Here is a 21,446-nt window from a genome sequence, read left to right as displayed (position 1 = left end):
TACCCCGCGTCTGATCAGAACGCCCAGGTGAACGTCAGCGAGCCATTGCGGCCATCGCCGTACGCACCGTAGCCGTTGATCTGCGAGAAGTACTTCTTGTCCAGCAGATTGTTCAGGTTGGCCTGCACGCTCCATTCCGGCGACAGGCGGTAACGCACGAAGGCGCTGACCAGGGCGTAGCCGCTCTGTTCGATGCGGCCGTAAGCCGGCACCGCGTAGTAGATGCGGTTCTGCCAGTTGGCGCCGCCGCCGACGGTCAGTGCCTGCAGCGACTGCGGGGTGTAGCTGGTGAACAGTTTCAGCGCGGTCTGCGGCAGGTTGGTGTTGATGTCGGCGCCGTTGATGTCCTTGGCCACGTAGCGCGAAGCACCGAAGGTCGCGTTCCAGCCGGGTGCCAGTTCGCCGTTCAGTTCGAACTCGAAGCCACGGCTGACGGTGCCACGCGCGGCCACGTAGGCCGTTTCGCCGCCGGTGCCGCCGATGACCGGCTCGCCGGTGGACTGGCCGACGTTGTCCTGCTCGATGCGGAACACCGCCACCGAGGCATTCAGTCGGTTGTCGAACCAGGCACCCTTCACGCCCACTTCGTAGCTCTTGCCGTCCACCGGGTCCAGGTAGCTGCCGTTGCGGTCCTTCAGCATCTGCGGCTGGAAGATCTCGGTGTACGAGGCATAGGTGGAGTAGGTGTCGTTGATGTCGAACACCAGGCCCGCATACGGGGTGGTGACTTTGTGCGAACGGTCGGCGCCTTCGCCTTCGCTCTTCCAGTCGGTGTAGCGCGCGCCCACGATCAACTTCAGCGGATCAGCCAGCGACAGGCGTGCTGCAGCATAGGCGGCCTTCTGGGTGATGGTGCCTTCGCTGGCCAGGGCCAGCGGATTCCAGTTCGGTTCGCTGATGTTGCCGTTCCAGTAGCTGGAGAAGGGGTCCCAGGCGAGGCCGGCGCCGCCGATCTGGTAGTCGCCGTAGTTGGCGTACTCGCGCCTGTTGTAGCTCAGGCCGCCCATCACTTCGTGCTTCAGGCCAAACAGCTCGAACGTGCCACTGAAGTAGCCGTCCACCGCATTGACCTTGCGTTCGGTGTTGTAGAAGCCGGCCGACGGCGAAATGCCGGCACCGGTGTTCTTGTCGAAGAACGAAGCGCCGGTGACCCAGTCGTTGTAGGCCGGGTAGAACAGCTTGTCGTCGGCCCTGGTTTCGTCGTGGGTGGCGCCGATGCGGACTTTCCAGTCATCGTTGAAGGCGTGTTCCAACGTGGCGAACGCGCGCTTGCTGGTGGTGTCCCAGTAGGTCCAGCTCGGGTTCGGATTGAACGATTCGTCGTAGCCGGTGCTGGTTCCATCGGAGAACAGCATCGGGAAACCACCCCAGGTGGCGCCGTTGGCGCGCTTCTGCTGGTAGTCGTAGCCCACGCTCAGCTGGGTGTCCGGGGTCAGGTCGGCGTCGATGACGGCGTAGCCCAGCGTCTTGTGCTGGTTGTAGCGGTCCATCTGCGCGTCGGTGTCCAGGTAGCTGCCGATCACGCGGGCGCGCACCGAACCGCTCTTGTTCAGCGGGGTGGTCACGTCCACGGTGCTGCGGGTGCGGCCCCAGCTGCCGACGTTCACCGAGACGCTGCCGGTCAGTTCGGCGCTGTCGGCGTGCTTGCGCACCAGGTTCACCGACGCCGACGGGTTGCCGGCACCGGTCAGCAGGCCGGTGGCGCCACGCACCACTTCCACGCGGTCATACAGCGCCAGGTCCAGGCCGGAATCGCCGTAGCTCCAGTTCTGCACCATCTGCGTCGGCAGGCCATCGAACTGGTAGCTGTCGATGTAGAAGCCACGCGAATAGAACTCGGTGCGCTCGCTGTCGGACTGGGTGCTGCTGACGCCGGTGGTGTTGGCCAGCACGTCGATGATGTCGTCCAGGTTCTGATCTTCGATGCGCTGGTGGCTGATGATGCTGAGCGACTGCGGGATCTCGCGCGGCGCCAGGTCGAAGCGGGTACCGGCCGAGGTGCGGCGCACCGAATAGCCTTCGGCGCGTTCGCCCTTGACCACCACTTTGTCGAGCGTGGTCGGGTCGGCGGCGGTGTCGGCGAAGGCGGCCGGGGCCACGGCGCAGAGTGCAGCGAGCACGGCAACGGACAGCCGTTGCGGCTGCGGGATACGGAAGGCGGAACGGTTCATGGGGGTCCTGGACGAGCACGCGCGCTCGGCCAGCATCCAGAAGGCGAGGCGCTACGGGTGGGAAACGGGCGGGCAGGCCGTCCTGGCACCACCGGAAACGAAAGAAATGGTAATACGAACTATTCCTATTTACAAATGATGAACGCGGAAGGCGCTCGCGCAGGACTCGACGCAGCACACGGCGTTCAGCGCAGCAGCGGCAGTGGATCGCGGGCGCCGTCGGCGCCGTAGATGCCCCAGTGCAGGTGCGGCGGCGTACCCTTGGCGTTGCCGCTGTCGCCGACGTGGCCGAGAAGGTCGCCGGCCTGGACCACCTGGCCGCGCGCCAGGCCCTCGGCCCAGTCGTCCAGATGGGCGTAGTAGTAGCGCTCGCGCCCGGGCCCGATCACCCACACCTGGCGGCCACCGAGGCCGCGGTCGCTGACATCCACGACGACGCCGGCGGTGGCACTGCGCACCGGGGTGCCGCGCCTGGCGAAGATGTCGATGCCGGCGTGGGAGCGGTCACGGCCGCGCGGAGCGCCGAACGTATCGGCGATCTGGCGGGGCCGCACGCCTTCCACCGGCACCGGAAGCTCGGTGGCCGGAGGCATCCGCGACAGTGTCCACAGCAGTTTCGGTGCAGCAGCCCATGGGCTGTTCCACAGCGCCATCGCGGCAACGATCGCGATGACCAGCCACAGGCCGCGCAGCAGCCAGCGGCGCAGGCGACGGGCGGGGGAGGGCGGTATGTTCATGGTCTCCGACTGTAGCGCCGAGCCATGCTCGGCGGCTGTTACTTTGTGGTCAAAGCGCAGTCGAGCATGGCTCAGCGCTACAGAACCGGGGCCAGCGGCACTTCGAAACTGCGCTTCAACGTTCCCAGTGCCACCGAGGTGCGGAAGCGCTCGATGTTGTCATCGTCACCGAACAGGCGCTCGGTGATCGCTTCGTACTCCTCCATCGACGCGGCCGAAAGCAGCAGCAGGAAATCGCCATCGCCGGTGATCGAGTAGCACTGCTGCACGGCCGGGTCGTCCTGCACGCGGCGCTTGAACGGCGCCACGCGTTCACGCAGTTCGCTGACCACGCGCACCTCGACGATGATGGTCAGCGGCCGGCCGATCTTTGCGGCATCGATCACCGCCACATTGGCCGCGATCACGCCGCTGTCCTGCAGCCGCTTGATGCGTCGCTGCACGGCCGGGGTGGACAGGTGCACGGCCTCGGCGATCTCGCGCTGCGGCAGGGTGTTGTCCCGCTGCAGCAGGTCGAGGATGGCGCGGTCGAAGCTGTCGAGCACGGGGGCGGTGGCCATGGCGAGCAGAAGTTGCACGAACAGGCTGTCAATTGAGCCAAGTGCTCGGCGCCGGCGCAATAGACTTTGCCCATGCAGACCTCACGACTTGCGCCGATGTTGCCGGCGCTGGCGGTGCTCGGCTCGGTCACCTCGTTGGCCATCGGCACCTCCTACGCCAAACACCTGTTCCCGCTGATCGGCGCACAGGGCACCAGTGCGCTGCGCGTGGGCTTCTCGGCGCTGTTGCTGCTGCTGTTCTGGCGGCCTTGGCGCTGGAAGACCCGCCGCGTGGATGCCATCACCCTCCTGCGCTACGGGCTCACCCTGGGCCTGATGAACCTGCTGTTCTACATGGCCCTGCGCACGATTCCCTTCGGCATTGCGGTGGCCATCGAATTTACCGGGCCGCTGACGGTAGCGATGCTGTCATCACGACGCCCCATCGATTTCGTCTGGGTGGGGTGCGCGGCGGTGGGGCTGTTGCTGCTGCTGCCGATTGGCGGCGGGCCGGCACTGGATCCGGCAGGCGTGCTGTATGCGATGGGCGCAGCGGCGTGCTGGGGCCTGTACATCGTGTTCGGCAAGCGTGCCGGCCACCTGCACGCTGGGCATTCGGTGTCGCTGGGGCTGCTGGCGGCTTCGCTGGTGGTGGTGCCGGTGGGCGTGGCGCATGCCGGTGCCGCGCTGCTCGATCCGAAGATCCTGGCGGCCGGCCTGCTGGTGGCGCTGGTGTCCAGTGCGATCCCGATGTCGCTGGAGATGATGGCGCTCAAGCGCCTGCCAAAGGAGACCTTCGGCATCCTGATCAGCATGGAGCCGGCGGTGGCCGCGCTGTGGGCGATGCTGCTGCTGCACGAGCACCTGCATGGATTGCAGTGGCTGGCGATCGGTTGCACGGTGCTGGCCTCGGTGGGCAGCACGATGACGGCGCGGCGATTGAAGGTGCCGGTGGTGCAGGCAGGGTAGCGCCGGAGAGCGTGCGGACCTACGGTCCGCACCCAGCAGAGCGGCGTGCCAACCAAGGTTGGCACCTACCGGGAGCGTTCAGCGCAGGGCGTCGGCCGGGACGTCGATCTGCATCGCCAGGGCGAGGTGATCGGAAAACGCGGCCGGTATGGCTTCCACGGTGCGGGTCTGCAGGCCACTGCTGACCAGGATGTGGTCGATGGCGCGGTCGGGGCGCCAGCTGGGGAAGGTCGGCACGATGCAGCCGGGCGGCTGCAGCCGGGTCTTCTGGTACAGCACCTGCATTTCCGGGCGTTCTGCCAGGCAGTTGAAGTCGCCCATCAGCACCGCGTTGGGGTGGTCGGACAGCAGCTCGGCGATGAAGCCCAGCTGCGACATCCGCGATCCCGCGCCCAATGACAGATGCGCCACCGCCACCGCCAGGCCGTCGGTACCGTCGCCGAACTTGGCCAGCAGCACGCCGCGCCCGCCGATGCGGCCGGGCAGGGCGTGGTCCTGCACTTCCACCGGTTCGAGCTTGCTCAGCAGGCCATTGGCGCTGGACGCGACCCCGCCCATGCGCCGGTTCGGCTGGTGGCTCCAGTAGTTGAAGCCGGCGCGCTGGGCCAGGTAATGGGTCTGGTTGGTGAAGCCCGAGCGCAGGCTGCCCGGGTCGGCCTCCTGCAGGCCGACGATGTCATGTTCGCGCGCCAGGGTGGCGATCGCGTCCAGGCTGCTGCGCTTGCGACCCGCCGGCAACGCATGTGACCAGCTGCGGGTCACATAGTCGCTGTAACGGCGGGTACTTGAGCCGGCCTGGATGTTGGCCGTCAGCAAGCGCAGGGTCCGTGTACGGGGGGAATTCACGGCCGGGAAATGCTTCTCTTGGATCAGTGAGCCTGGGCCGCACCGCGTTCGCGGGCGATCAGGTGGTCGGCGATGCGCAGCATGTCCGGGAAGCTCTTGCCCTTCACCAGGTACTTGCCGTTGACGATGATCGACGGGGTGCCGCTGATCTGGCTGCGCTGGGCGAACTGCTTGGCCGAGTTGGTCTTGGCATTCACCGCGAAGCTGCCCATGGTGGCCGCGAACTGCTTCGGATCGACGCCGTAGGCGGCGTAGAACTTGGCGATGTCTTCTACCGAGTCACGGCCGCGCTCGCCCTTCAGGGTCTTCTGCGAGTGGATGGCGGCGTACAGCGCTTCGTGGGTCTTCTCCTGCACGCCCAGGGTCTGCGCGGCGTAGAAGGCACGGGCGTAGTCATCCCAGGTGCCGCCGAACATGGCCGGCACGTAGACGAAGTTCACGTCGCTGGGCAGACCGGCCTTCCACGGGCCGACCAGCGGCTGGAACGCGGCGCAGGCCGGGCAGACGTAGCCGAAGATCTCGGTCACTTCGATCTTGCCGGCGGCCGGCTGGAACGGCTGGCCGTTCGGGATCACCTGGTAGTCGGCACCTTCCACCGGAGCCGGGCCGGTCAGTGCGGCGGTGGTCGGGGCCGGTGCGGCGGCCGGCGCCGCTTCGGCCGGGGCCTTCTCGCCTTCAGCGGCAGCCGGCGCGGCGCCTTCGCTGCCCGCTGCCGGCGCAGCAGCCGGTTCGGTGGTGGCTGCCGGGGTGGCTGCCGGTTCGGCCGGGGCCGCGGTGGTGTTGGTGCTGCCGTCGTCGGCCTTGCAGGCGGCCAGGATCGGCAGCAGCGCTGCGAGGGCGAGGGCGTAACGGATCTTCATGGAAACGTCTCCAGCATCTGGAAAGGTGGGGCCGGCGGCAAGCGCCGGCCAAGGGGAAATGATGACATGCGGCGGCGACAACGCCGTGTCGGTGGTGGGTGTTGGTTCAGCGGCCGCGGGCGGCGCGCGCCTGCGCGATCAGCGCCGAGGCAATGCGCAGCTGGTCGTCGAAGCTCTCGCCGCGCACCAGGTATTGGCCGTTGATGATCAGGGCCGGGGTGCCCGGGATCTTGGTGCGCTGGGCGAACGCGCGCGCGGCGTCGACCTTCTTCTGCACGGCATCGCCGCGCAGGGCCTGGATGTAGCGGTCCGGGGTCACGCCGTAGGCCTTGTAGAAGGTGGCGAGCTCATCGGCCGAGACGTTCTGCATCGGCAGCGACCCCTGCTCGTGCAGGGCCTTGAACACGGCGGCATGGCTGCGCTTGGCCACGCCGACTTCATCGGCGGCGTAGTAGGCCAGGGCCCAGGCATCCCAGGCACCGCCGAAGGCCGCCGGGACCGGGGTGAAGCGCACGTCGGCCGGCAGCTTGGCCGCCCAGGCTTCCAGCTGCGGTTCGAAATGGGCGCAGTGCGGGCAGGTGTAGCCGAAGACTTCGACCACCTCGATCTTGCCGGCCAGCGGCTGGAACGGGCCCGGCTGGGCGATGCGCTCGTAGTCTTTGCCCTCGACCAGCGGGGCATTGGCGGGGGTGGCGGCGCAGGCTGCCAGCGGCAGCAGCACCAGCACGGACAACAGCAGGCGGGAAATCAACCTCATCGACACGCATCTCCGTTGAAAAAAGCAACGCCGGCGCAGCCGCCGGCGTGAAGGAAACATACCGCAGCCGTGGGCCGTCGTCGCGGCCCGGGCCGACCAGTGGTGGTCAGGGGGCGGCAGCCGGTTGTGTTGGCGTGGCCGCGCCGGCCACATCGTCGGCCTTGTTGTGCAGGCCCTGCAGGTAGCTCGACAGCGCCTGCACCTCCTGCTCGCTGAGCTTCTGCGCGACCGTGGCCATGATCTGGAAGTGCGCCTTGTCGGTCTCGTTGGTCTGGCCGGCCTGGTACTCCTGCAGGCGGCGCGCGACATAGCTGGCGTGCTGCCCACCGAGGTGCGGATAGGCCGGACCGGGATTGCCGGCACCGCTGGGGCCATGGCAGGCCATGCAGGCCGGCAGGCCACGCTTGGCATCGCCGCCGCGGTACAGCTGCTGGCCGATCTCGTAGAACTTCATGCCTTTGTACGGGCCCTCGGTCACCGCCGTGTCATCGGCGATGCCGGCGTTGGCTTTCTGCGTGGCGAAGTAGGCGCCGATATCACGCATGTCCTGCGGGGTGAGGTTCTGCACGAACGGCACCATCGCCACTGCCGCGCCGGAACTGCGCTGGCCATTGGCGATCAGGGCCATCTGCTGGGCCACGTAGCGCTCGCTCTGGCCGGCAATGGACGGATACATGTCCACCGTGGAATTGCCGTCGACGCCATGACAGGCCGCGCAGGCCGAGGCCTTGGCCTGGCCGGCCTTGGCATCGCCCCAGTGGGTCTTGCTGAAATCCACCTCCAGCGAGGCGGTGTTGATCGGCCCATTGTCGGGCAGCGGGGTCAACGTGGTCTGCGCGAACGCAGCAGCGGCAACGACTACAGCAGTGGCAAGGGCGGATACGGCAAGAACGCGAGCGTGGCGCATGCTGAAGCTCCGTATGGACCGGGCCGGGCGGTGGCCGCCGGCATCGCTCGGATTATCAACGCCGTTTCCGCGCACGGTCAACGCAGCAGTGCAGCAAAATGCCCGCAAAGGCCGCCGGCACGGGCGCGCGGCGCCGCAACATGCGATCCTAGGCACATGTCATTGCTCATCGAACGCGCCCGTTACCACCTTTCGGCCCATAACGTGCGGCAGCTGCCGCCCGACGAAGGGGCCGAAGTGGCCTTCGCCGGCCGCTCCAACGCCGGCAAGTCCAGTGCGCTCAACGCGCTGACCCGCCAGAACGCCCTGGCGCGTGTCTCCAAGACCCCCGGCCGTACCCAGCAGCTGGTGTTCTTCCAGGTCACCCCGGAGGCGCATCTGGTCGACCTGCCCGGTTACGGCTACGCCAAGGTGCCGCTGGACCTGCAGGCGCACTGGCAGGCCTTCATCGACAAGTACTTCCGCACCCGCGAGGCCCTGAAGGGGCTGGTGGTGGTGATGGACATCCGTCATCCGCTGAAGGACTACGACCGGCAGATGCTGTCCTATGCCGTGCAGCGCGGCCTGCCGGCGCACGCCCTGCTGACCAAGGCCGACAAGCTCAGCCGCAGCCAGCAGATGCAGTCCCTGCAGAAGGTGCGCAAGGAGCTGCAATCGGCTTACGGTGACAGCGTCAGCGTGCAGGTGTTCTCCGGCGAAGACCGTACCGGCGTGGACGAAGCGCGCGCCGTGATCGGCGGCTGGCTGGGGCTGGAATAAGGCCTTCCCTGCCTTCCTGTAGAGCCGAGCCTACGCTCGGCTGCGGAATCCCGGCACGCTGCGCGTGGTAGCCGAGCATGGGCTCGGCGCTACACGAGGTCATTTCAACGGCGAATACTCCGCCGGGACCCACGCATAGGCCTGGCCTTCACTGCGGACGTGGCCCAGGCCGGGGAACGGCAGGTGCGCACCGGCCACCCACCAGCCGTTGGCGGTGGCCTGCTGCAGCAGCCCGCGACGGCTGGCGATGGCCGCCTTGCGGTCCGAATCGGCCTCGAACGCGGCCTCCGGGTGCGCGAACTGCACCGCATGGAAGTGCAGCACGTCGCCCCACACCAGCAGTGACTGGCCCTGGCTGTCGAACCGGTAGGAGACGTGGCCGGGGGTGTGGCCATGGGTGTCCATTGCCACCGCGCCGCCGGGCAGGGCATCGCCGGGGTTGAACGTGCGCAGGTGGCCACTGGCCTGGTACGGCGCCACCGCGTTGCGTGCCAGCGGGAAGGCGAAGCGCACACCCTTCGGCGCAGAAGCCTCGCTGGCCGGGTTGAGCCAGTAGTCGGCATCGGCCCTGGACAGCCACACGGTGGCATTCGGGTAGGCCGGCTTGCCCTGCGCATCGAGCACCCCGCACAGGTGGTCCGGATGGGCGTGGGTCAGCAGCACCTCGTCCACCTCGGCCGGGTCCACGCCGGAGGCGCGCAGGTTGCCCAGCACCTGGCCCAGGCCGGGGCCGAAGCACTGCGCGGTGCCGGTATCGACCAGGGTCAGGTGGTTGCCCTGGCGCACGAGGAAGGCGTTGATCGCGGTCTGCAGGCCCTTCTTGTCTTCGGGCACGTAGCGGCCTTCCAACAGGCGGCTGACCAGTGTCGGCGGCACGTCGACCACTTCCTGCCGGCCCAGCGCGACCACGCCGTCGAACAGGGCGGTGACCTGCAGCGCACCGACGCGCTGGTGGTAGACGCCGGGCACCTGCTGGGTGGGCGCGGGCGAGGTGGCTTCGGCCAGCGCGGCCAGTGGCAGGGCGGACAGGGCCAGCAGCAGGGCGGAGCGCAGGGGAAGGTGGCGCAGGGTCATGAGGGTTCTCGGTGGATGACGGGGGTTCCGTTGGCCTAGCGTGCCGTGACTGGCGTGCGCACGGCGCTCAAACCACTGCGTGGAATGCTCAGGGAAGGGGGTGTTGTCTGCAGGGCTGCGCCCTGCACCCGCTACGAGCCAGAGCAACGGCCGAAGCAACAGCAACAGCAACAGCAACAGCGGGCTATCCGTGGGATGGCGGGGTGGGTCCGGTTGCGGGAGACGCCGTAAACCCGTCCATGGGGGCTTGGCCGCGGCATCCATGCCGCGGACACTCCCGCAACCGGACCCACCCCGCCTTCGACAGTTTTCCGTGATCTGTTGGAAATTCTCTTGGGGTCAGATCGATTTCGATGTCTGACAGATGTGTCGACCAAGGTCGACACCTACCAACAGCCGCGACGATCTGTCAGAGGTGGGGCGGTGTCGGAGTGCGGGGTGTCAGCCGCATGGATGCGGCTGCCAAGCCTACAGGGACGTACTTGCGGCGTCCCCGCACTCCGACACCGTCCCGCCACCTCACGGAATGCACGCTGTTGCTGTTGCTTCGGCTGTTGCCGTCGCGTCTGCAGGTGCAGGGCTGCAAGCCCTGCCGAACCCCCTCAAATGTCTGTGGGAGCCAGCCCGTACTGCTCGGCGAAGCGCTTGCTGAAACTGGCCGCAGACCGGTAGCCCGCGCGTGCGGCCACGGTCTTCAGCGGCAGGTCGGTGGTGTAGAGCAACTGCATGCCATGCGCCAGCCGGGCCTCGGTGAGCAGCTGGCGCAGGCTGGTGTCCTCGGCGGCGAGCCGACGGCGCAGGGTCGCGCCGCTCAGCGCGAACAGCGCTTCCACATCACGCGATTGCCAGTCGCGAGCCGGTTCGGCGGCGATGCGGTCGCGGATCTGTTCGCCCAGGCTCGGCGCCTGCGGCAGCAGCAGGTTGCCGTGGCCCTGCCGGCACAGGGTCAGTACCAACGAGGCCAGGGCCAGCCGCGCTTCGCTGTAACGGCCGTCCTGCAGTGATTGCCGCCACTGGCGCAGCACCACGCCATGATCGATCAACGGCAGTCGCGCCATCGCATGACCGGCGGCGGGAAGCTCCCCGCTCCACAGCGTACGTGCGGCCGCCAGCACTTCGGCACACAGCGGCACGATGGCGCTGAGGTAGCGGCCACTGCGTGGGTCGGGGGTGTTGACCACATCGATGCGGCAGCGCTGGGTCAGCAGCAGGATGTCGCCGGGGATGAACTCCAGCGACTGGTGCGCGGTACGCACCTGCTTGCGGCCTTCCAGCAGGATCGCGAACTGCGGTTGTGGAATCTCCACCGAGCTGGCGCCATGTTCGCGCCGAGCGGTGATGCACGCATAACCTTCGGCGCGTGCGCAGCCGGCCAGGCTGGCCATCTCGGCCAGCAGTGCGGTGGCCGGTGGCAGCATGGCGGTCATGACACGTGGGCACCGAACAGGCGACCGACGCCGGCCGCCGCGGCCATCGCCAATGCGCCCCAGAACATCACCCGGATCGCGCCGCGAACCGGCGGTGCGCCGCCGGCCCTGGCCGCCACTGCGCCGGTCAGGCACAGGCCGAGCAGGGTACTGGCCGTGGTCATCAGTGCGACCCTGTCGACCGGTGCGAGCAGGGCGGTCAGCACAGGCAGCACCGCGCCGCAGGTGAACGCACCGGCCGAGGCCAGCGCTGCCTGCAGCGGGCGGGCGCGCAGGGTATCGGTGATGCCCAGTTCGTCGCGGGCGTGGGCACCCAGCGCATCATGGGCGGTGAGCTGTTCGGCCACCTGCCGTGCCAGCGCAGGCTCCAGGCCGCGGTGGCGGTAGATCGAAGCCAGCTCCTCCAGCTCGCTGTGCGGATTTTCGCGCAGCTCGCGCCTTTCCATTGCCAGGTCTGCGTCCTCGGTGTCGGCCTGGGTCTGTACCGAGACGTACTCGCCGGCGGCCATCGACATCGCGCCGGCCACGGTGCCGGCCACGCCGGTGGCGAGGATGGTGGTAGCGGAGGCGCCGCCGGCGGCCACGCCGACCACCAGGCCGGCCACCGAGACGATGCCATCATTGGCGCCCAGCACGGCGGCACGCAGCCAGCCGACGCGCTCGGAGCGGTGCAGTTCGGGGTGTCGTGAATGGCGGCTCATGACGTTGAGTGTACGAGGGTCAAGAGGGCGTCGGTAGGATGCTGAAACCCGTCACCGTCGCATGACGCAACGAGGTGCCACGCTATAGTGCGCCCTTGCGATGGAAGGCCGCGAGCCCCACATCCCCCGCCACCGTCCAGCGAGCCTTCCCCTTGTCGAGCCCCAGCCACGTCGCCGATACCCCCATTACCGACCGCTCGCAGCTGGTGGAGGTGATCGCCTCCGGCGAGAAGCCCCGCGCGCAGTGGCGCATCGGCACCGAGCACGAGAAGTTCGGGTTCCGCCTGGATGACCTGCGACCGCCGACCTTCGAGGGGGAGCGCGGCATCGAAGCACTGCTCAACGGCCTGGTCCGCTTCGGCTGGGAGCCGGTACAGGAGAATGGCTGCACCATCGCCCTGCTGCGCGATGGGGCCTCGGTGACGCTGGAACCGGCCGGCCAGCTGGAGCTGTCAGGTGCGGCGCTGGAGACCATCCACCAGACCTGCGTGGAGACCGGCACCCACCTCAACGAAGTGGCGCAGGTGGCCGGCGAACTGCAGCTGGGCTTCCTCGGCATGGGCTTCCAGCCGAAGTGGAAGCGCGATGAAATGCCGTGGATGCCGAAGGGCCGCTACAAGATCATGCGCGCGTACATGCCCAAGGTCGGTTCGCTGGGCCTGGACATGATGACCCGTACCTGCACGGTGCAGGTGAACCTGGACTACGCCACCGAAGCGGACATGGTGAAGAAGTTCCGCGTGTCCCTGGCGCTGCAGCCGATCGCCACCGCGCTGTTCGCCGATTCGCCGTTCACCGAAGGCAAGCCGAACGGCTACCTGAGCTATCGCTCGCACATCTGGACCGACACCGACGCCGACCGCACCGGCATGCTCGACTTCGTGTTCGAGGATGGATTCGGCTACGAGCGCTATGTCGATTACCTGCTCGACGTGCCGATGTACTTCTCCTATCGCGACGGCACCTACCACGACGCCAGCGGGCAGAGTTTCCGCCACTTCATGCAGGGCAAGCTGCCGGTGCTGCCGGGCGCGTTGCCGACACTGCGCGACTGGTCGGACCACATGACCACCGCGTTTCCGGAAGTGCGCCTGAAGAAGTACCTGGAAATGCGCGGCGCCGATGGTGGCCCGTGGAGCCGCCTGTGTGCGCTGCCGGCGTTCTGGGTGGGCCTGCTGTACGACGACACTGCGCTGGACGCTGCCTGGGACCTGGTGCGTGACTTCACCCTGGCCGAGCGCCATGCGCTGCGTGACGGCGTGCCGAAGCATGCAATGAACCTGCCGTTCCGCAACGGCACGGTGCGCGACCTGGCCCGGGAAGCGGTCAGGATTTCCGTGGAAGGCCTCAAGCGCCGTGCTGCGCGCAATGCCGATGGCCAGGACGAGAGCAAGTTCCTGGACGTACTGCAGGAGATCGTCGAATCCGGCCTGACCCCGGCCGAGCGCAAGCTGGCGCTGTTCCATGGCCGCTGGCATGGTGACGTCGATCCGGTGTTCCGCGAGTTCGCGTACTGACCGTCATGCGGGGTTGCCGGCCAGCGGCCGGCACTACCAGAAGAAAAACCCCGGCATTGCCGGGGTTTTTCATTTCCACATCTGCCTTGGCTCAGGCCGCGTTCTTCAACGTCGCCATGTCGATCACGAAGCGGTAGCGCACATCGTTCTTCGCCATGCGCTCCCAGGCTTCGTTGACGTTCCTGATGTCGATCATCTCCACATCGCTGACGATGCCGTGCTCGGCACAGAAGTCCATCATTTCCTGGGTTTCGGCCATGCCGCCGATCGCCGAGCCGGTCAGGTGCTTGCGGCCGAAGATCACGCTGCCGCCGGTCAACGGCGGGTCCAGTTCGGTCAGCACGCCCACCAGGCACATGGTGGCTTCGCGCTTGAGCAGGCCCATGTACGGATTGGTGTCATGGCTGACCGGGATGGTATTGAGCAGGAAGTCGAAGCTGCCGGCGTGCGCCTTCATCTGCGCCGCATCGCGCGAGACCAGCACCTCATCGGCGCCCAGGCGCTTGGCATCGGCGCCCTTTTCCGGGGTGGTGGTGATCATCACCACGTGCGCACCGAGCGCCTTGGCGAACTTCACGCCCATGTGGCCGAGGCCGCCGAGGCCGATCACGCCGACCTTCTGGCCCGGGCCGACCTTCCAATGGCGCAGCGGCGACCACGTGGTAATGCCGGCGCACAGCAGCGGTGCGGCCGCCTTCAGGTCGAGGGTGTCGGAGACCTTCACCACGAAGCGCTGCTCGACCACCACGTGGTCGGAATAGCCGCCGTAGGTCGGTGCGCCGCTTTCGCGTTCACGGCCGTTGTAGGTCCAGGTCGCGCCCTCGGCGCAGTACTGCTCCAGGTCGTGCTGGCAGGCGTCGCAGTGGCGGCAGGAGTCGACCATGCAACCCACGCCGGCGTGGTCGCCGACCTTGAAGCGGGTGACGTTGCTGCCGACCTCGGTGACGCGGCCGATGATCTCGTGGCCCGGCACCATCGGGTAGATCGAGCCACCCCAGTCATCGCGGGCCTGGTGCAGGTCGGAGTGGCAGATGCCGCTGTAGAGGATCTCGATGCGCACATCGTCGGGACCGACCGCACGGCGTTCGAACTCATAGGGGACCAGCGGAGCAGTATGGGAATGGGCGGCGTAACCACGGGCGAGGGACATGGGGAATCCTTGGCAGGGTTTATCGAAAGGCGCTTTACAATATGCCGCGTTCCCAATGGCAAGAAGCGTGGATATCGGCATGATTCATCAAGTGAAACTGCACAATCATGGCCACTGACAACCTTTCCCACCTGGCCGCGTTCGCGGCGGTTGCCCGCCACCGCAGCTTCCGCCGCGCTGGCGCCGAGCTGGCGCTGTCGACCTCGGCGGTGAGCTATGCGATCCGCGCGCTGGAAGAACGACTGGGCGTGGGCCTGTTCCACCGCACCACGCGCAGCGTGGCCCTGACCGAGGCCGGGCAGCGCCTGCTGGAGCGCTTGCAGCCGGCGCTGGGGCAGGTGCATGACGCGTTGGAAGAAATGAACCACTTCCGCGCCGCCCCGGCCGGCCTGCTGCGCATCAACGCCACCCGCGCGGCGGTGGCGACCCAGCTGCGGCCTCGGCTGGCGCGCTTCCTGCACGCTCATCCCGACGTGCGGGTGGAGCTGACCGAAAATGATGGGCTGGTCGATATCGTCGCCGAGGGCTACGACGCGGGCGTGCGCCTGCACGAGTTCGTGCCCGAGGACATGGTGGCGGTGCCGATGGGGCCACCGCTGCGCGGGCTGATCGTCGGCTCGCCGGATTACCTGCGGCGGCATCCGGCGCCGCTGCATCCGCGCGACCTGGCCGCGCATGAATGCATCCGCTTCCGCTTTGCCAGCGGGCATCTGTACAAGTGGCAGTTCGAGCGCGGTGGGCAGGCGCTGGAAATCGACGTGCCCGGACGGCTGACGCTGAGCGAGCAGGGCACCGTGGTCGGCGCGGTGCTTGATGGCATCGGCCTGGCCTACGTGCTGGAAGACACCGCGCGGCCGTACATCGAATCGGGGCAGATGGTGGCGGTGCTGGAAGACTGGAGCGAACCGTTCGCCGGGTTTGCGCTGTACTACCCGAAGCAACGGCAGATGCCCGGTGCGTTGCGTGCGTTCGTGGATATGTTGCGGGAGTGAGGTGCTGCAGGAGTGCCGACCAACGGTCGGCATCTACCGGATGGCGTCCACCAGGACCAGACCAGTAGATCCGCGCCATGCGTGGATTGGCGCCCGCAATGCAGACGGCAATTCATTCGACCAGCGCGTCGTAGCCTTCGCCACTGAACTGGATCAGGCAGAAGCCGTGCCCGAACGGATCGGCCAGCACGGCGATACGGCCCCAGCGGCGCTCGCGCACCGGTTGCTCGAGCATCGCCCCGGCCGCGACCGCACGCATCAACGCGGCGTCGATGTCCTCCACCACCCAGTCCAGGTGCAGCGGGGTCCAGTGGCGCTCGTAGTCACGCACGTCGCCGTCTTCGGTGGCGGCGCTGCCGGCGTCGTTCTGCAGTAGGTACAGTGGCGTGGGTCCACCGAGCAGTTCCACCGCGCCGGGGCCGAGCCGACGACCGATGCGCAATCCAAACGCGGCCAGGTAGAACGTTTCGGCGGCGGCCAGGTCGGGCACGTCGATGTTGATGATGAAGTTGCGGGCAGTGGCGTTCATGGCAGTGATTTCCTGCATCCGGTGGTTGCAGTCTAGTCCCGCCACCTGTTGCTGCCGGTTCATCTCCTGCGAGGATTCGGGCAAGCTGGGCGACCTCTATCGACAAGGACTTCCATGAGCGCACTCTCTGACATCGAACAGGCCACCGGGCAGGCCTTCCCCCCTTTGTTCAAGCAGTTGCAGACAGCAGGCCGATTGAGCTGGGGCAGTCCGCATCCGGAATGGTCCGAGGTGGTGTTCCCGACGCTGCAGGCGGATCCGCCGGTGCTGCTGTACGCGCAGGAATACGAACCACTGGAACACGATGAGCTGCTCGAAGCGTGGCAGGAGCTGACCGCCGAGGACCACTACAATCCCCTGCGTTCCGACCTGCAGCTGCTGCCGTTCGCGCGGACCGGCGGCGGCGACAGCTACTGCTTCTGGAGCAACGCGCCCGATTCTGCCGAGCCGCCCGTCGTGCTGGTGTGGCATGACGATGATCGTGCCGATGTGCTGGCCGCCAACTACCAGGATTTCCTGTTCCGCAAGATGGTCGAAGCCGTTGCCGACTACCAAGCGCCGTATACGCTGCTGTCGCATGGCGAGCTGGCCGGCAATCTGCAGCGCTGGCTGCAGAGCCACCAGTCGTTCCTGCGCGGCGACCAGTTCGCGGCGTTGCAGCGGTTGTTCGCCCGCGTTGACGATATTGAAGAAGGAAACATCAGCGAAGACGACGCACAGGCCATCGTCGCTGATGTGATCGGCTTCGAGCGGTTGGACGAGTCGTTCGCTTACGTGCGCGAGGAGGCCTGAACCCGGTAGGCCGGAGCGCCGCCATCGGTCGTGCTCCAGCTACCTATCATCGAACGACCAGATGGCATGGGCCGGCGGCAGCTGGGCCAGCTCGCGGCGGATGACGTGCATCTAGGACAGTGCGGTGGCTGCATCTGGTTTCTGCAGGCACCCGGCGTAGAGCTGCCAAGCAGCCTATTGCGTCAACCCTTCTGCTTTTTGCGTATATACTATCCCCCAGTATAGTTCCGAGCTGGCCCGCCATGCCGCACTCCCCCGAAGAGAAGAAGAAGGTCCTGGCCCGCGTGCGCCGCATCCGCGGCCAGTGCGATGCGCTGGACCGCGCGCTGGAAGCCGGCGCCGACTGCGGGCCGGTGCTGCAGCAGATCGCCGCCATCCGTGGCGCGGTCAACGGCCTGATGTCCGAGGTGATGGAGGCCCATCTGCGCGAGGAATTCGGCCAGCCCGCCGCCTCCGACGAACAACGCGCCGAACGCGTGCGCGACATGAGCGCGTTGATCCGCTCGTACCTGAAATAACGACGGCGCGACGTCGCGCCGCTCACGCTGTATCCCATTTCCGCCTGATCCTGGAGAAGCCATCATGAAGTCACGTGCCGCCGTCGCCTTTGGTCCCGGCCAGCCGCTGCAGATCGTCGAGATCGACGTCGCCCCGCCGAAGAAGGGCGAAGTGCTGGTGAAGATCACCCATACCGGTGTCTGCCACACCGATGCGTTCACCCTGTCCGGTGATGACCCGGAAGGCCTGTTCCCGGTGGTGCTGGGCCATGAAGGCGCCGGCATCGTGGTTGAAGTGGGCGAGGGCGTGACCAGCGTCAAGCCGGGCGACCACGTGATTCCGCTGTATACCGCCGAGTGCGGCGAGTGCCTGTTCTGCAAGAGCGGCAAGACCAACCTGTGCGTATCGGTGCGTGCCACCCAGGGCAAGGGCGTGATGCCCGATGGCACCAGCCGCTTCAGCTACAACGGCGAGCCGCTGTACCACTACATGGGCTGCTCGACCTTCAGCGAGTACACCGTTGTGGCCGAAGTCTCGCTGGCGAAGATCAATCCGGACGCCAACCCGGAACACGTCTGCCTGCTCGGCTGCGGTGTCACCACCGGCATCGGCGCGGTGCACAACACCGCCAAGGTGCAGGAGGGCGACAGCGTGGCGGTGTTCGGCCTGGGGGGCATCGGCCTGGCGGTGATCCAGGGTGCGCGCCAGGCCAAGGCCGGCCGCATCATCGCGGTGGACACCAACCCGTCCAAGTTCGAGCTGGCGCGCGAATTCGGCGCCACCGACTGCATCAACCCGAAGGACTTCGACAAGCCGATCCAGCAGGTCATCGTCGAGATGACCACCTGGGGCGTGGACCACAGCTTCGAGTGCATCGGCAACGTCAACGTGATGCGCGCGGCGCTGGAATGCGCGCACCGTGGCTGGGGCCAGAGCGTGGTGATCGGCGTGGCCGGTGCCGGGCAGGAGATCTCCACCCGCCCGTTCCAGCTGGTAACCGGCCGCAAGTGGATGGGCACTGCCTTCGGTGGCGTGAAGGGCCGCAGCCAGCTGCCGGGCATGGTCGAGGACGCGATGAAGGGCGACATCGAACTGGCCCCGTTCGTCACCCACACCATGGACCTGGACAAGATCAACGACGCCTTCGACCTGATGCATGAAGGCAAGTCGATCCGTTCGGTGGTCCACTACTGAGGCGCGGCGTGGGCTGGTTCGATGCCTTGCGCAGGCCGCGTGCGGAAGATCCGCGCGCGGCGCTGGTCGACCCGATCGAGCAGGCGTTGCGTGCGCTGGGCTGGGTCGACGGCGAGGTGGGGCCACCGCGTGCGGTGACTTCGGCCTTCGGCAGCGACGATGGCATGCCGTTCGAGCAGTGGCTTGCGCAGGTATTTCTGCCGCGCCTGCACGAAGCCCGCGCCGACGGTCAGTGGCCACCGCGCAGCGACGTGGCGGTGGCGGCGTACCGCAATCTGGATGGCCAGCCTGGCGTCGAATCGCTTCTGCGCCTGCTGTCGCGGCTGGATGAGTTGATCAACACACGTGACGGCTGACGCCGGCACGCAGGAGAGCACCATGGAACGCATTGAACACCGCGCCTGTTTCGGCGGCTGGCAGGACGTCTACCGGCACCATTCCACCACGCTGGGCTGCGACATGCAGTTCGCCGTGTACCTGCCGCCGCAGGCGGAAGTGCAGCCGCTGCCAGTGCTGTACTGGCTGAGCGGCCTGACCTGCACCGAGCAGAATTTCATCACCAAGGCCGGCGCGCAGCGCTATGCGGCCGAGCACGGTGTGATCATCGTCGCGCCGGATACCAGCCCGCGCGGTGATGACGTGGCCGATGCCGAAGGCTACGACCTGGGCAAGGGGGCAGGCTTCTACCTCAATGCCACCCGTGCTCCGTGGGCGAAGCACTACCGCATGCACGACTACGTGGCGCAGGAACTGCCGGCGCTGATCGAGGCGAACTTCGCGGTGACCGATGCACGCGCGATCAGCGGCCATTCGATGGGCGGCCATGGTGCGCTGGTGATCGCGCTGCGCAACCCGGGGCGCTACCGCAGTGTGTCGGCGTTCTCGCCGATCGTCGCGCCCAGCCGTGTACCGTGGGGGCAGAAGGCGTTCACGGCTTATCTGGGCGACAACCCGACCGACTGGGCGCAGTGGGATACGTGCGCGCTGCTGGAGGCGGCCAGCGAGCGCCTGCCGTTGCTGGTCGACCAGGGCGAGGCGGACGAGTTCCTGCAGACCCAGCTGCAGCCGCAGCGCCTGCAGGAGGCCTGCGCGGCCGCCGGCCATCCGCTGACCCTGCGCCTGCAGCCGGGCTACGACCACAGCTACTATTTCATCGCCAGCTTCATCGGCGAGCACGTCGCCCACCACGCCCGCGCCCTGCACGCCTGAGGGCTTTCCGGTAGTGCCGGCCGCTGGCCGGCAATCCCAGGGGATCACAGGGCTGCGGGTTGCCGGCCAGCGGCCGGCACTACCATGGTGATGCACGCGGAGTGTCGTTTCGCCGCAGTGGATCACGCCGCTGTGGCGTGCCGGTCCATCACCCCCACGCGCTCCACGCCTGAGGGCTTTCCGGTAGTGCCGGCCGCTGGCCGGCAACCCGCAGCCCTGCAATTCCCTGGGATTGCCGGCCAGCGGCCGGCACTACCATGGTGATGCACGCGGAGTGTCGTTTTGCCGCAGTGGATCACGCCGCTGTGGCGTGCCGGCGCGCTATCGTGCGCTCAGACGGCCTTGCGGATCGGGGGGATGCATGCCGGTAGTGCTGGCGCTGCTGTACGTGCTCTGCCATGGGCTGGCCGTGGCGTTCTGGCCGAGCCCGGCGGGCGTGGGTTCTTTCCTGTTCCTGACCGGCGCACCGCTGCTGGCCGCCGCCGCGTGCCTGCTGCGGGCGCAACGTGACCGCGCCGCTCTGGGCTGGCGTTCTACCGCGATGGCACTGCTGCTGTGGGCCGGTGGCATGACGTTCAACATGGTGGATGCGCTGGGTGCCGGCCGGGCTGACTTCACCCCACGCGTCAGCCTGTTGTTGTACGTGCTGTATGGCGTGCCGCTGGTGTTTATCCTGGCCCGGGCACGCCGCGAGCGCCCGAGCATCAGCCTGATCGACGCGGCGATGGCGGCGCTGCTGGGTGTGCTGTTCTTCGTGCACACCGCATCGTTCGCCGCCCGTGTCGAGGTCGACGCCCATGCCATGTCCAACATGCAGCGCATGTTCGACATCCAGAACCTGTGTATCGCCGCGTTCGCCGTGGTGCGATGGCTGGCCGGCGACGTGCCCGAACGGCGCAGGTTCTTCCGTGCACTGGCGCTGTACGCACTGGCCTATCTGCTGGTGGCCTACTACATCAACCACTACACCTCCGATGATGCATTCGGTGCGTTCAACGACCTGCTGATCGACGTCCCTTTTCTGCTGATCGCCTGCATGGCGCTGGACACGGCGCCGGACACAGGCACCACGGCACACCCGCGGCTGGCGAGGACGGTGCAGGCCGCCGGTCCGATCATCCTGCCGTTGCTGCTGCTGGTGGTCGGCACGCTGGTGGTCGATCATGCGCGGCCGTTGGCCGTCGCGGGCTTCGTCGTAGCCACCCTTGGTTTCGGCCTGCGCAGCGTCCTGCTGCAGACCGATCTGCTGGAGCGTCAGGCGGCGCTGGATCAACTGGCGCGGCAGGATGGCCTCACCGGCGTGGCCAATCGCCGCGAGTTCGACGCGCGGCTGACCTCCGAGTGGAATCGCGCGCGGCGCAGCGGCACCGAGCTGGGCCTGCTGCTGGTGGATATCGACCACTTCAAGGCCTTCAACGACCGGCACGGCCATCCGGCCGGTGATCGTTGCCTGCAGGCGGTGGCCGGGGTGCTGAAGGGCGTCGCGGGTCGCGGCGGTGACAGCGTTGCGCGTTATGGCGGTGAAGAATTCGCTGTCATCGTGCCTGGAAGCCCACTGTCGGGCGTGCTGGCGCTGGCCGAGCGCCTGCGCGAAGCGGTCGAAGCGCTGCCATTGCCGGAAGGCCCGGTCAGCATCAGCGTCGGCGTGGGCTACCTGCACCCACCGGCGCTGGCCAGTGCCGACCAGCTGCTGGCCGATGCCGATGCCGGCCTGTATGCCGCAAAGCGTGCCGGCCGCAACCGGGTGGTCCTGCATGCGCGCGTGCTGGATGACGAGGGCAACGCGCACGGCACCATGGACTGTTGAGCGGACCAGCC

General features: G+C 67.5%; 22 protein-coding genes. 10 read left to right on the top strand and 12 right to left on the bottom strand.

Annotation, left to right across the window (positions count from 1 at the left end):
* Nucleotides 1-14: 14 nt before the first annotated feature.
* The 3 genes from fhuE to ACUDTM_RS09500 all read right to left on the bottom strand — a co-directional run bounded on the left by fhuE (nucleotide 15) and on the right by ACUDTM_RS09500 (nucleotide 3,468).
* Nucleotides 15-2,171 carry a ferric-rhodotorulic acid/ferric-coprogen receptor FhuE gene (fhuE, locus tag ACUDTM_RS09510; protein ID WP_334271274.1) on the bottom strand — a complete coding sequence of 719 codons (2,157 nt, stop codon included), beginning with the start codon at nucleotides 2,169-2,171 and terminating at the stop codon, nucleotides 15-17.
* Between the two features lie 185 nt (nucleotides 2,172-2,356).
* A complete protein-coding gene (locus ACUDTM_RS09505) occupies nucleotides 2,357-2,908 on the bottom strand; it encodes a M23 family metallopeptidase (RefSeq protein ID WP_334271273.1) in 552 nt (183 codons plus the stop codon).
* A gap of 77 nt (nucleotides 2,909-2,985) precedes the next feature.
* Nucleotides 2,986-3,468, bottom strand: a complete 483-nt coding sequence (locus ACUDTM_RS09500) for an Lrp/AsnC family transcriptional regulator (protein ID WP_334271272.1) — start codon at nucleotides 3,466-3,468, stop codon at nucleotides 2,986-2,988.
* A gap of 72 nt (nucleotides 3,469-3,540) precedes the next feature.
* Here ACUDTM_RS09500 and ACUDTM_RS09495 point away from each other — a divergent pair, with 72 nt between their 5' ends.
* Nucleotides 3,541-4,416 (top strand): EamA family transporter, encoded by an 876-nt coding sequence (locus tag ACUDTM_RS09495; RefSeq protein ID WP_072167156.1) that lies wholly within the window; start codon nucleotides 3,541-3,543, stop codon nucleotides 4,414-4,416.
* A 78-nt stretch (nucleotides 4,417-4,494) separates the two neighbouring features.
* Here ACUDTM_RS09495 and ACUDTM_RS09490 read toward each other — a convergent pair whose 3' ends face one another.
* The 4 genes from ACUDTM_RS09490 to ACUDTM_RS09475 form a co-directional block, all read right to left on the bottom strand.
* Nucleotides 4,495-5,232 (bottom strand): endonuclease/exonuclease/phosphatase family protein, encoded by a 738-nt coding sequence (locus ACUDTM_RS09490; RefSeq protein ID WP_172412138.1) that lies wholly within the window; start codon nucleotides 5,230-5,232, stop codon nucleotides 4,495-4,497.
* A gap of 53 nt (nucleotides 5,233-5,285) precedes the next feature.
* Entirely contained in the window at nucleotides 5,286-6,122 is an 837-nt protein-coding gene (locus tag ACUDTM_RS09485) for a thiol:disulfide interchange protein DsbA/DsbL (RefSeq protein ID WP_072167155.1), read from the bottom strand.
* Between the two features lie 106 nt (nucleotides 6,123-6,228).
* Nucleotides 6,229-6,879, bottom strand: coding sequence for a thiol:disulfide interchange protein DsbA/DsbL (locus tag ACUDTM_RS09480; protein WP_072167154.1), 651 nt, complete (start codon nucleotides 6,877-6,879; stop codon nucleotides 6,229-6,231).
* Nucleotides 6,880-6,985: 106 nt separating this feature from the next.
* Nucleotides 6,986-7,786, bottom strand: a complete 801-nt coding sequence (locus tag ACUDTM_RS09475) for a c-type cytochrome (protein ID WP_111007821.1) — start codon at nucleotides 7,784-7,786, stop codon at nucleotides 6,986-6,988.
* A 156-nt stretch (nucleotides 7,787-7,942) separates the two neighbouring features.
* On the opposite strand from ACUDTM_RS09475, the gene yihA reads away from it, so the two are divergent.
* Entirely contained in the window at nucleotides 7,943-8,545 is a 603-nt protein-coding gene (gene yihA, locus ACUDTM_RS09470) for a ribosome biogenesis GTP-binding protein YihA/YsxC (protein ID WP_049414655.1), read from the top strand.
* A gap of 99 nt (nucleotides 8,546-8,644) precedes the next feature.
* Here the strand turns inward: yihA and ACUDTM_RS09465 are convergent, their stop codons facing one another.
* The 3 genes from ACUDTM_RS09465 to ACUDTM_RS09455 form a co-directional block, all read right to left on the bottom strand.
* Nucleotides 8,645-9,619, bottom strand: coding sequence for an MBL fold metallo-hydrolase (locus tag ACUDTM_RS09465; protein WP_072167151.1), 975 nt, complete (start codon nucleotides 9,617-9,619; stop codon nucleotides 8,645-8,647).
* Nucleotides 9,620-10,221: 602 nt separating this feature from the next.
* Complete coding sequence (locus tag ACUDTM_RS09460) at nucleotides 10,222-11,046, bottom strand: helix-turn-helix transcriptional regulator (RefSeq protein ID WP_061479605.1); 825 nt, start codon at nucleotides 11,044-11,046, stop codon at nucleotides 10,222-10,224.
* Entirely contained in the window at nucleotides 11,043-11,747 is a 705-nt protein-coding gene (locus ACUDTM_RS09455) for a VIT1/CCC1 transporter family protein (protein ID WP_072167623.1), read from the bottom strand. The genes ACUDTM_RS09460 and ACUDTM_RS09455 overlap by 4 nt, the downstream gene beginning before the upstream one ends.
* A 152-nt stretch (nucleotides 11,748-11,899) precedes the next feature.
* On the opposite strand from ACUDTM_RS09455, the gene ACUDTM_RS09450 reads away from it, so the two are divergent.
* Nucleotides 11,900-13,264: a glutamate--cysteine ligase gene (locus tag ACUDTM_RS09450; RefSeq protein ID WP_072167622.1), complete on the top strand. Its 1,365-nt coding sequence runs from the start codon at nucleotides 11,900-11,902 to the stop codon at nucleotides 13,262-13,264.
* Nucleotides 13,265-13,355: 91 nt separating this feature from the next.
* On the opposite strand, the gene ACUDTM_RS09445 is transcribed toward ACUDTM_RS09450, so the two are convergent.
* Nucleotides 13,356-14,414, bottom strand: a complete 1,059-nt coding sequence (locus ACUDTM_RS09445) for an NAD(P)-dependent alcohol dehydrogenase (RefSeq protein ID WP_061479602.1) — start codon at nucleotides 14,412-14,414, stop codon at nucleotides 13,356-13,358.
* Nucleotides 14,415-14,521: 107 nt separating this feature from the next.
* Between ACUDTM_RS09445 and ACUDTM_RS09440 the strand changes: the two genes are divergently transcribed.
* Nucleotides 14,522-15,406 (top strand): LysR family transcriptional regulator, encoded by an 885-nt coding sequence (locus ACUDTM_RS09440; RefSeq protein WP_061479601.1) that lies wholly within the window; start codon nucleotides 14,522-14,524, stop codon nucleotides 15,404-15,406.
* 112 nt (nucleotides 15,407-15,518) lie between these two features.
* On the opposite strand, the gene ACUDTM_RS09435 is transcribed toward ACUDTM_RS09440, so the two are convergent.
* A complete protein-coding gene (locus ACUDTM_RS09435; protein ID WP_088497890.1) occupies nucleotides 15,519-15,935 on the bottom strand; it encodes a VOC family protein in 417 nt (138 codons plus the stop codon).
* A gap of 114 nt (nucleotides 15,936-16,049) precedes the next feature.
* On the opposite strand from ACUDTM_RS09435, the gene ACUDTM_RS09430 reads away from it, so the two are divergent.
* The 6 genes from ACUDTM_RS09430 (at nucleotide 16,050) to ACUDTM_RS09405 (ending at nucleotide 21,435) form a co-directional block, all read left to right on the top strand.
* Nucleotides 16,050-16,727: an SMI1/KNR4 family protein gene (locus ACUDTM_RS09430; RefSeq protein ID WP_151355393.1), complete on the top strand. Its 678-nt coding sequence runs from the start codon at nucleotides 16,050-16,052 to the stop codon at nucleotides 16,725-16,727.
* 242 nt (nucleotides 16,728-16,969) lie between these two features.
* On the top strand, nucleotides 16,970-17,245 hold the full coding sequence (gene frmR, locus ACUDTM_RS09425; protein ID WP_005411009.1) for a formaldehyde-responsive transcriptional repressor FrmR: 276 nt from the start codon (nucleotides 16,970-16,972) through the stop codon (nucleotides 17,243-17,245).
* 64 nt (nucleotides 17,246-17,309) lie between these two features.
* Entirely contained in the window at nucleotides 17,310-18,419 is a 1,110-nt protein-coding gene (locus ACUDTM_RS09420; protein WP_134970494.1) for an S-(hydroxymethyl)glutathione dehydrogenase/class III alcohol dehydrogenase, read from the top strand.
* An 8-nt stretch (nucleotides 18,420-18,427) separates the two neighbouring features.
* Nucleotides 18,428-18,775: a YqcC family protein gene (locus ACUDTM_RS09415; RefSeq protein WP_100478753.1), complete on the top strand. Its 348-nt coding sequence runs from the start codon at nucleotides 18,428-18,430 to the stop codon at nucleotides 18,773-18,775.
* A gap of 22 nt (nucleotides 18,776-18,797) precedes the next feature.
* On the top strand, nucleotides 18,798-19,628 hold the full coding sequence (gene fghA, locus ACUDTM_RS09410; protein ID WP_227838253.1) for an S-formylglutathione hydrolase: 831 nt from the start codon (nucleotides 18,798-18,800) through the stop codon (nucleotides 19,626-19,628).
* A 361-nt stretch (nucleotides 19,629-19,989) separates the two neighbouring features.
* Nucleotides 19,990-21,435, top strand: a complete 1,446-nt coding sequence (locus ACUDTM_RS09405; RefSeq protein WP_072167618.1) for a GGDEF domain-containing protein — start codon at nucleotides 19,990-19,992, stop codon at nucleotides 21,433-21,435.
* The last annotated feature ends 11 nt before the right edge of the window (nucleotides 21,436-21,446 follow it).

The sequence above is a fragment of the Stenotrophomonas maltophilia group sp. vghtpe118 genome, from assembly GCF_052605195.1.
Note: the sequence above shows the minus strand (reverse complement) of the source record. Positions and strands in the feature narration are given on the sequence as shown.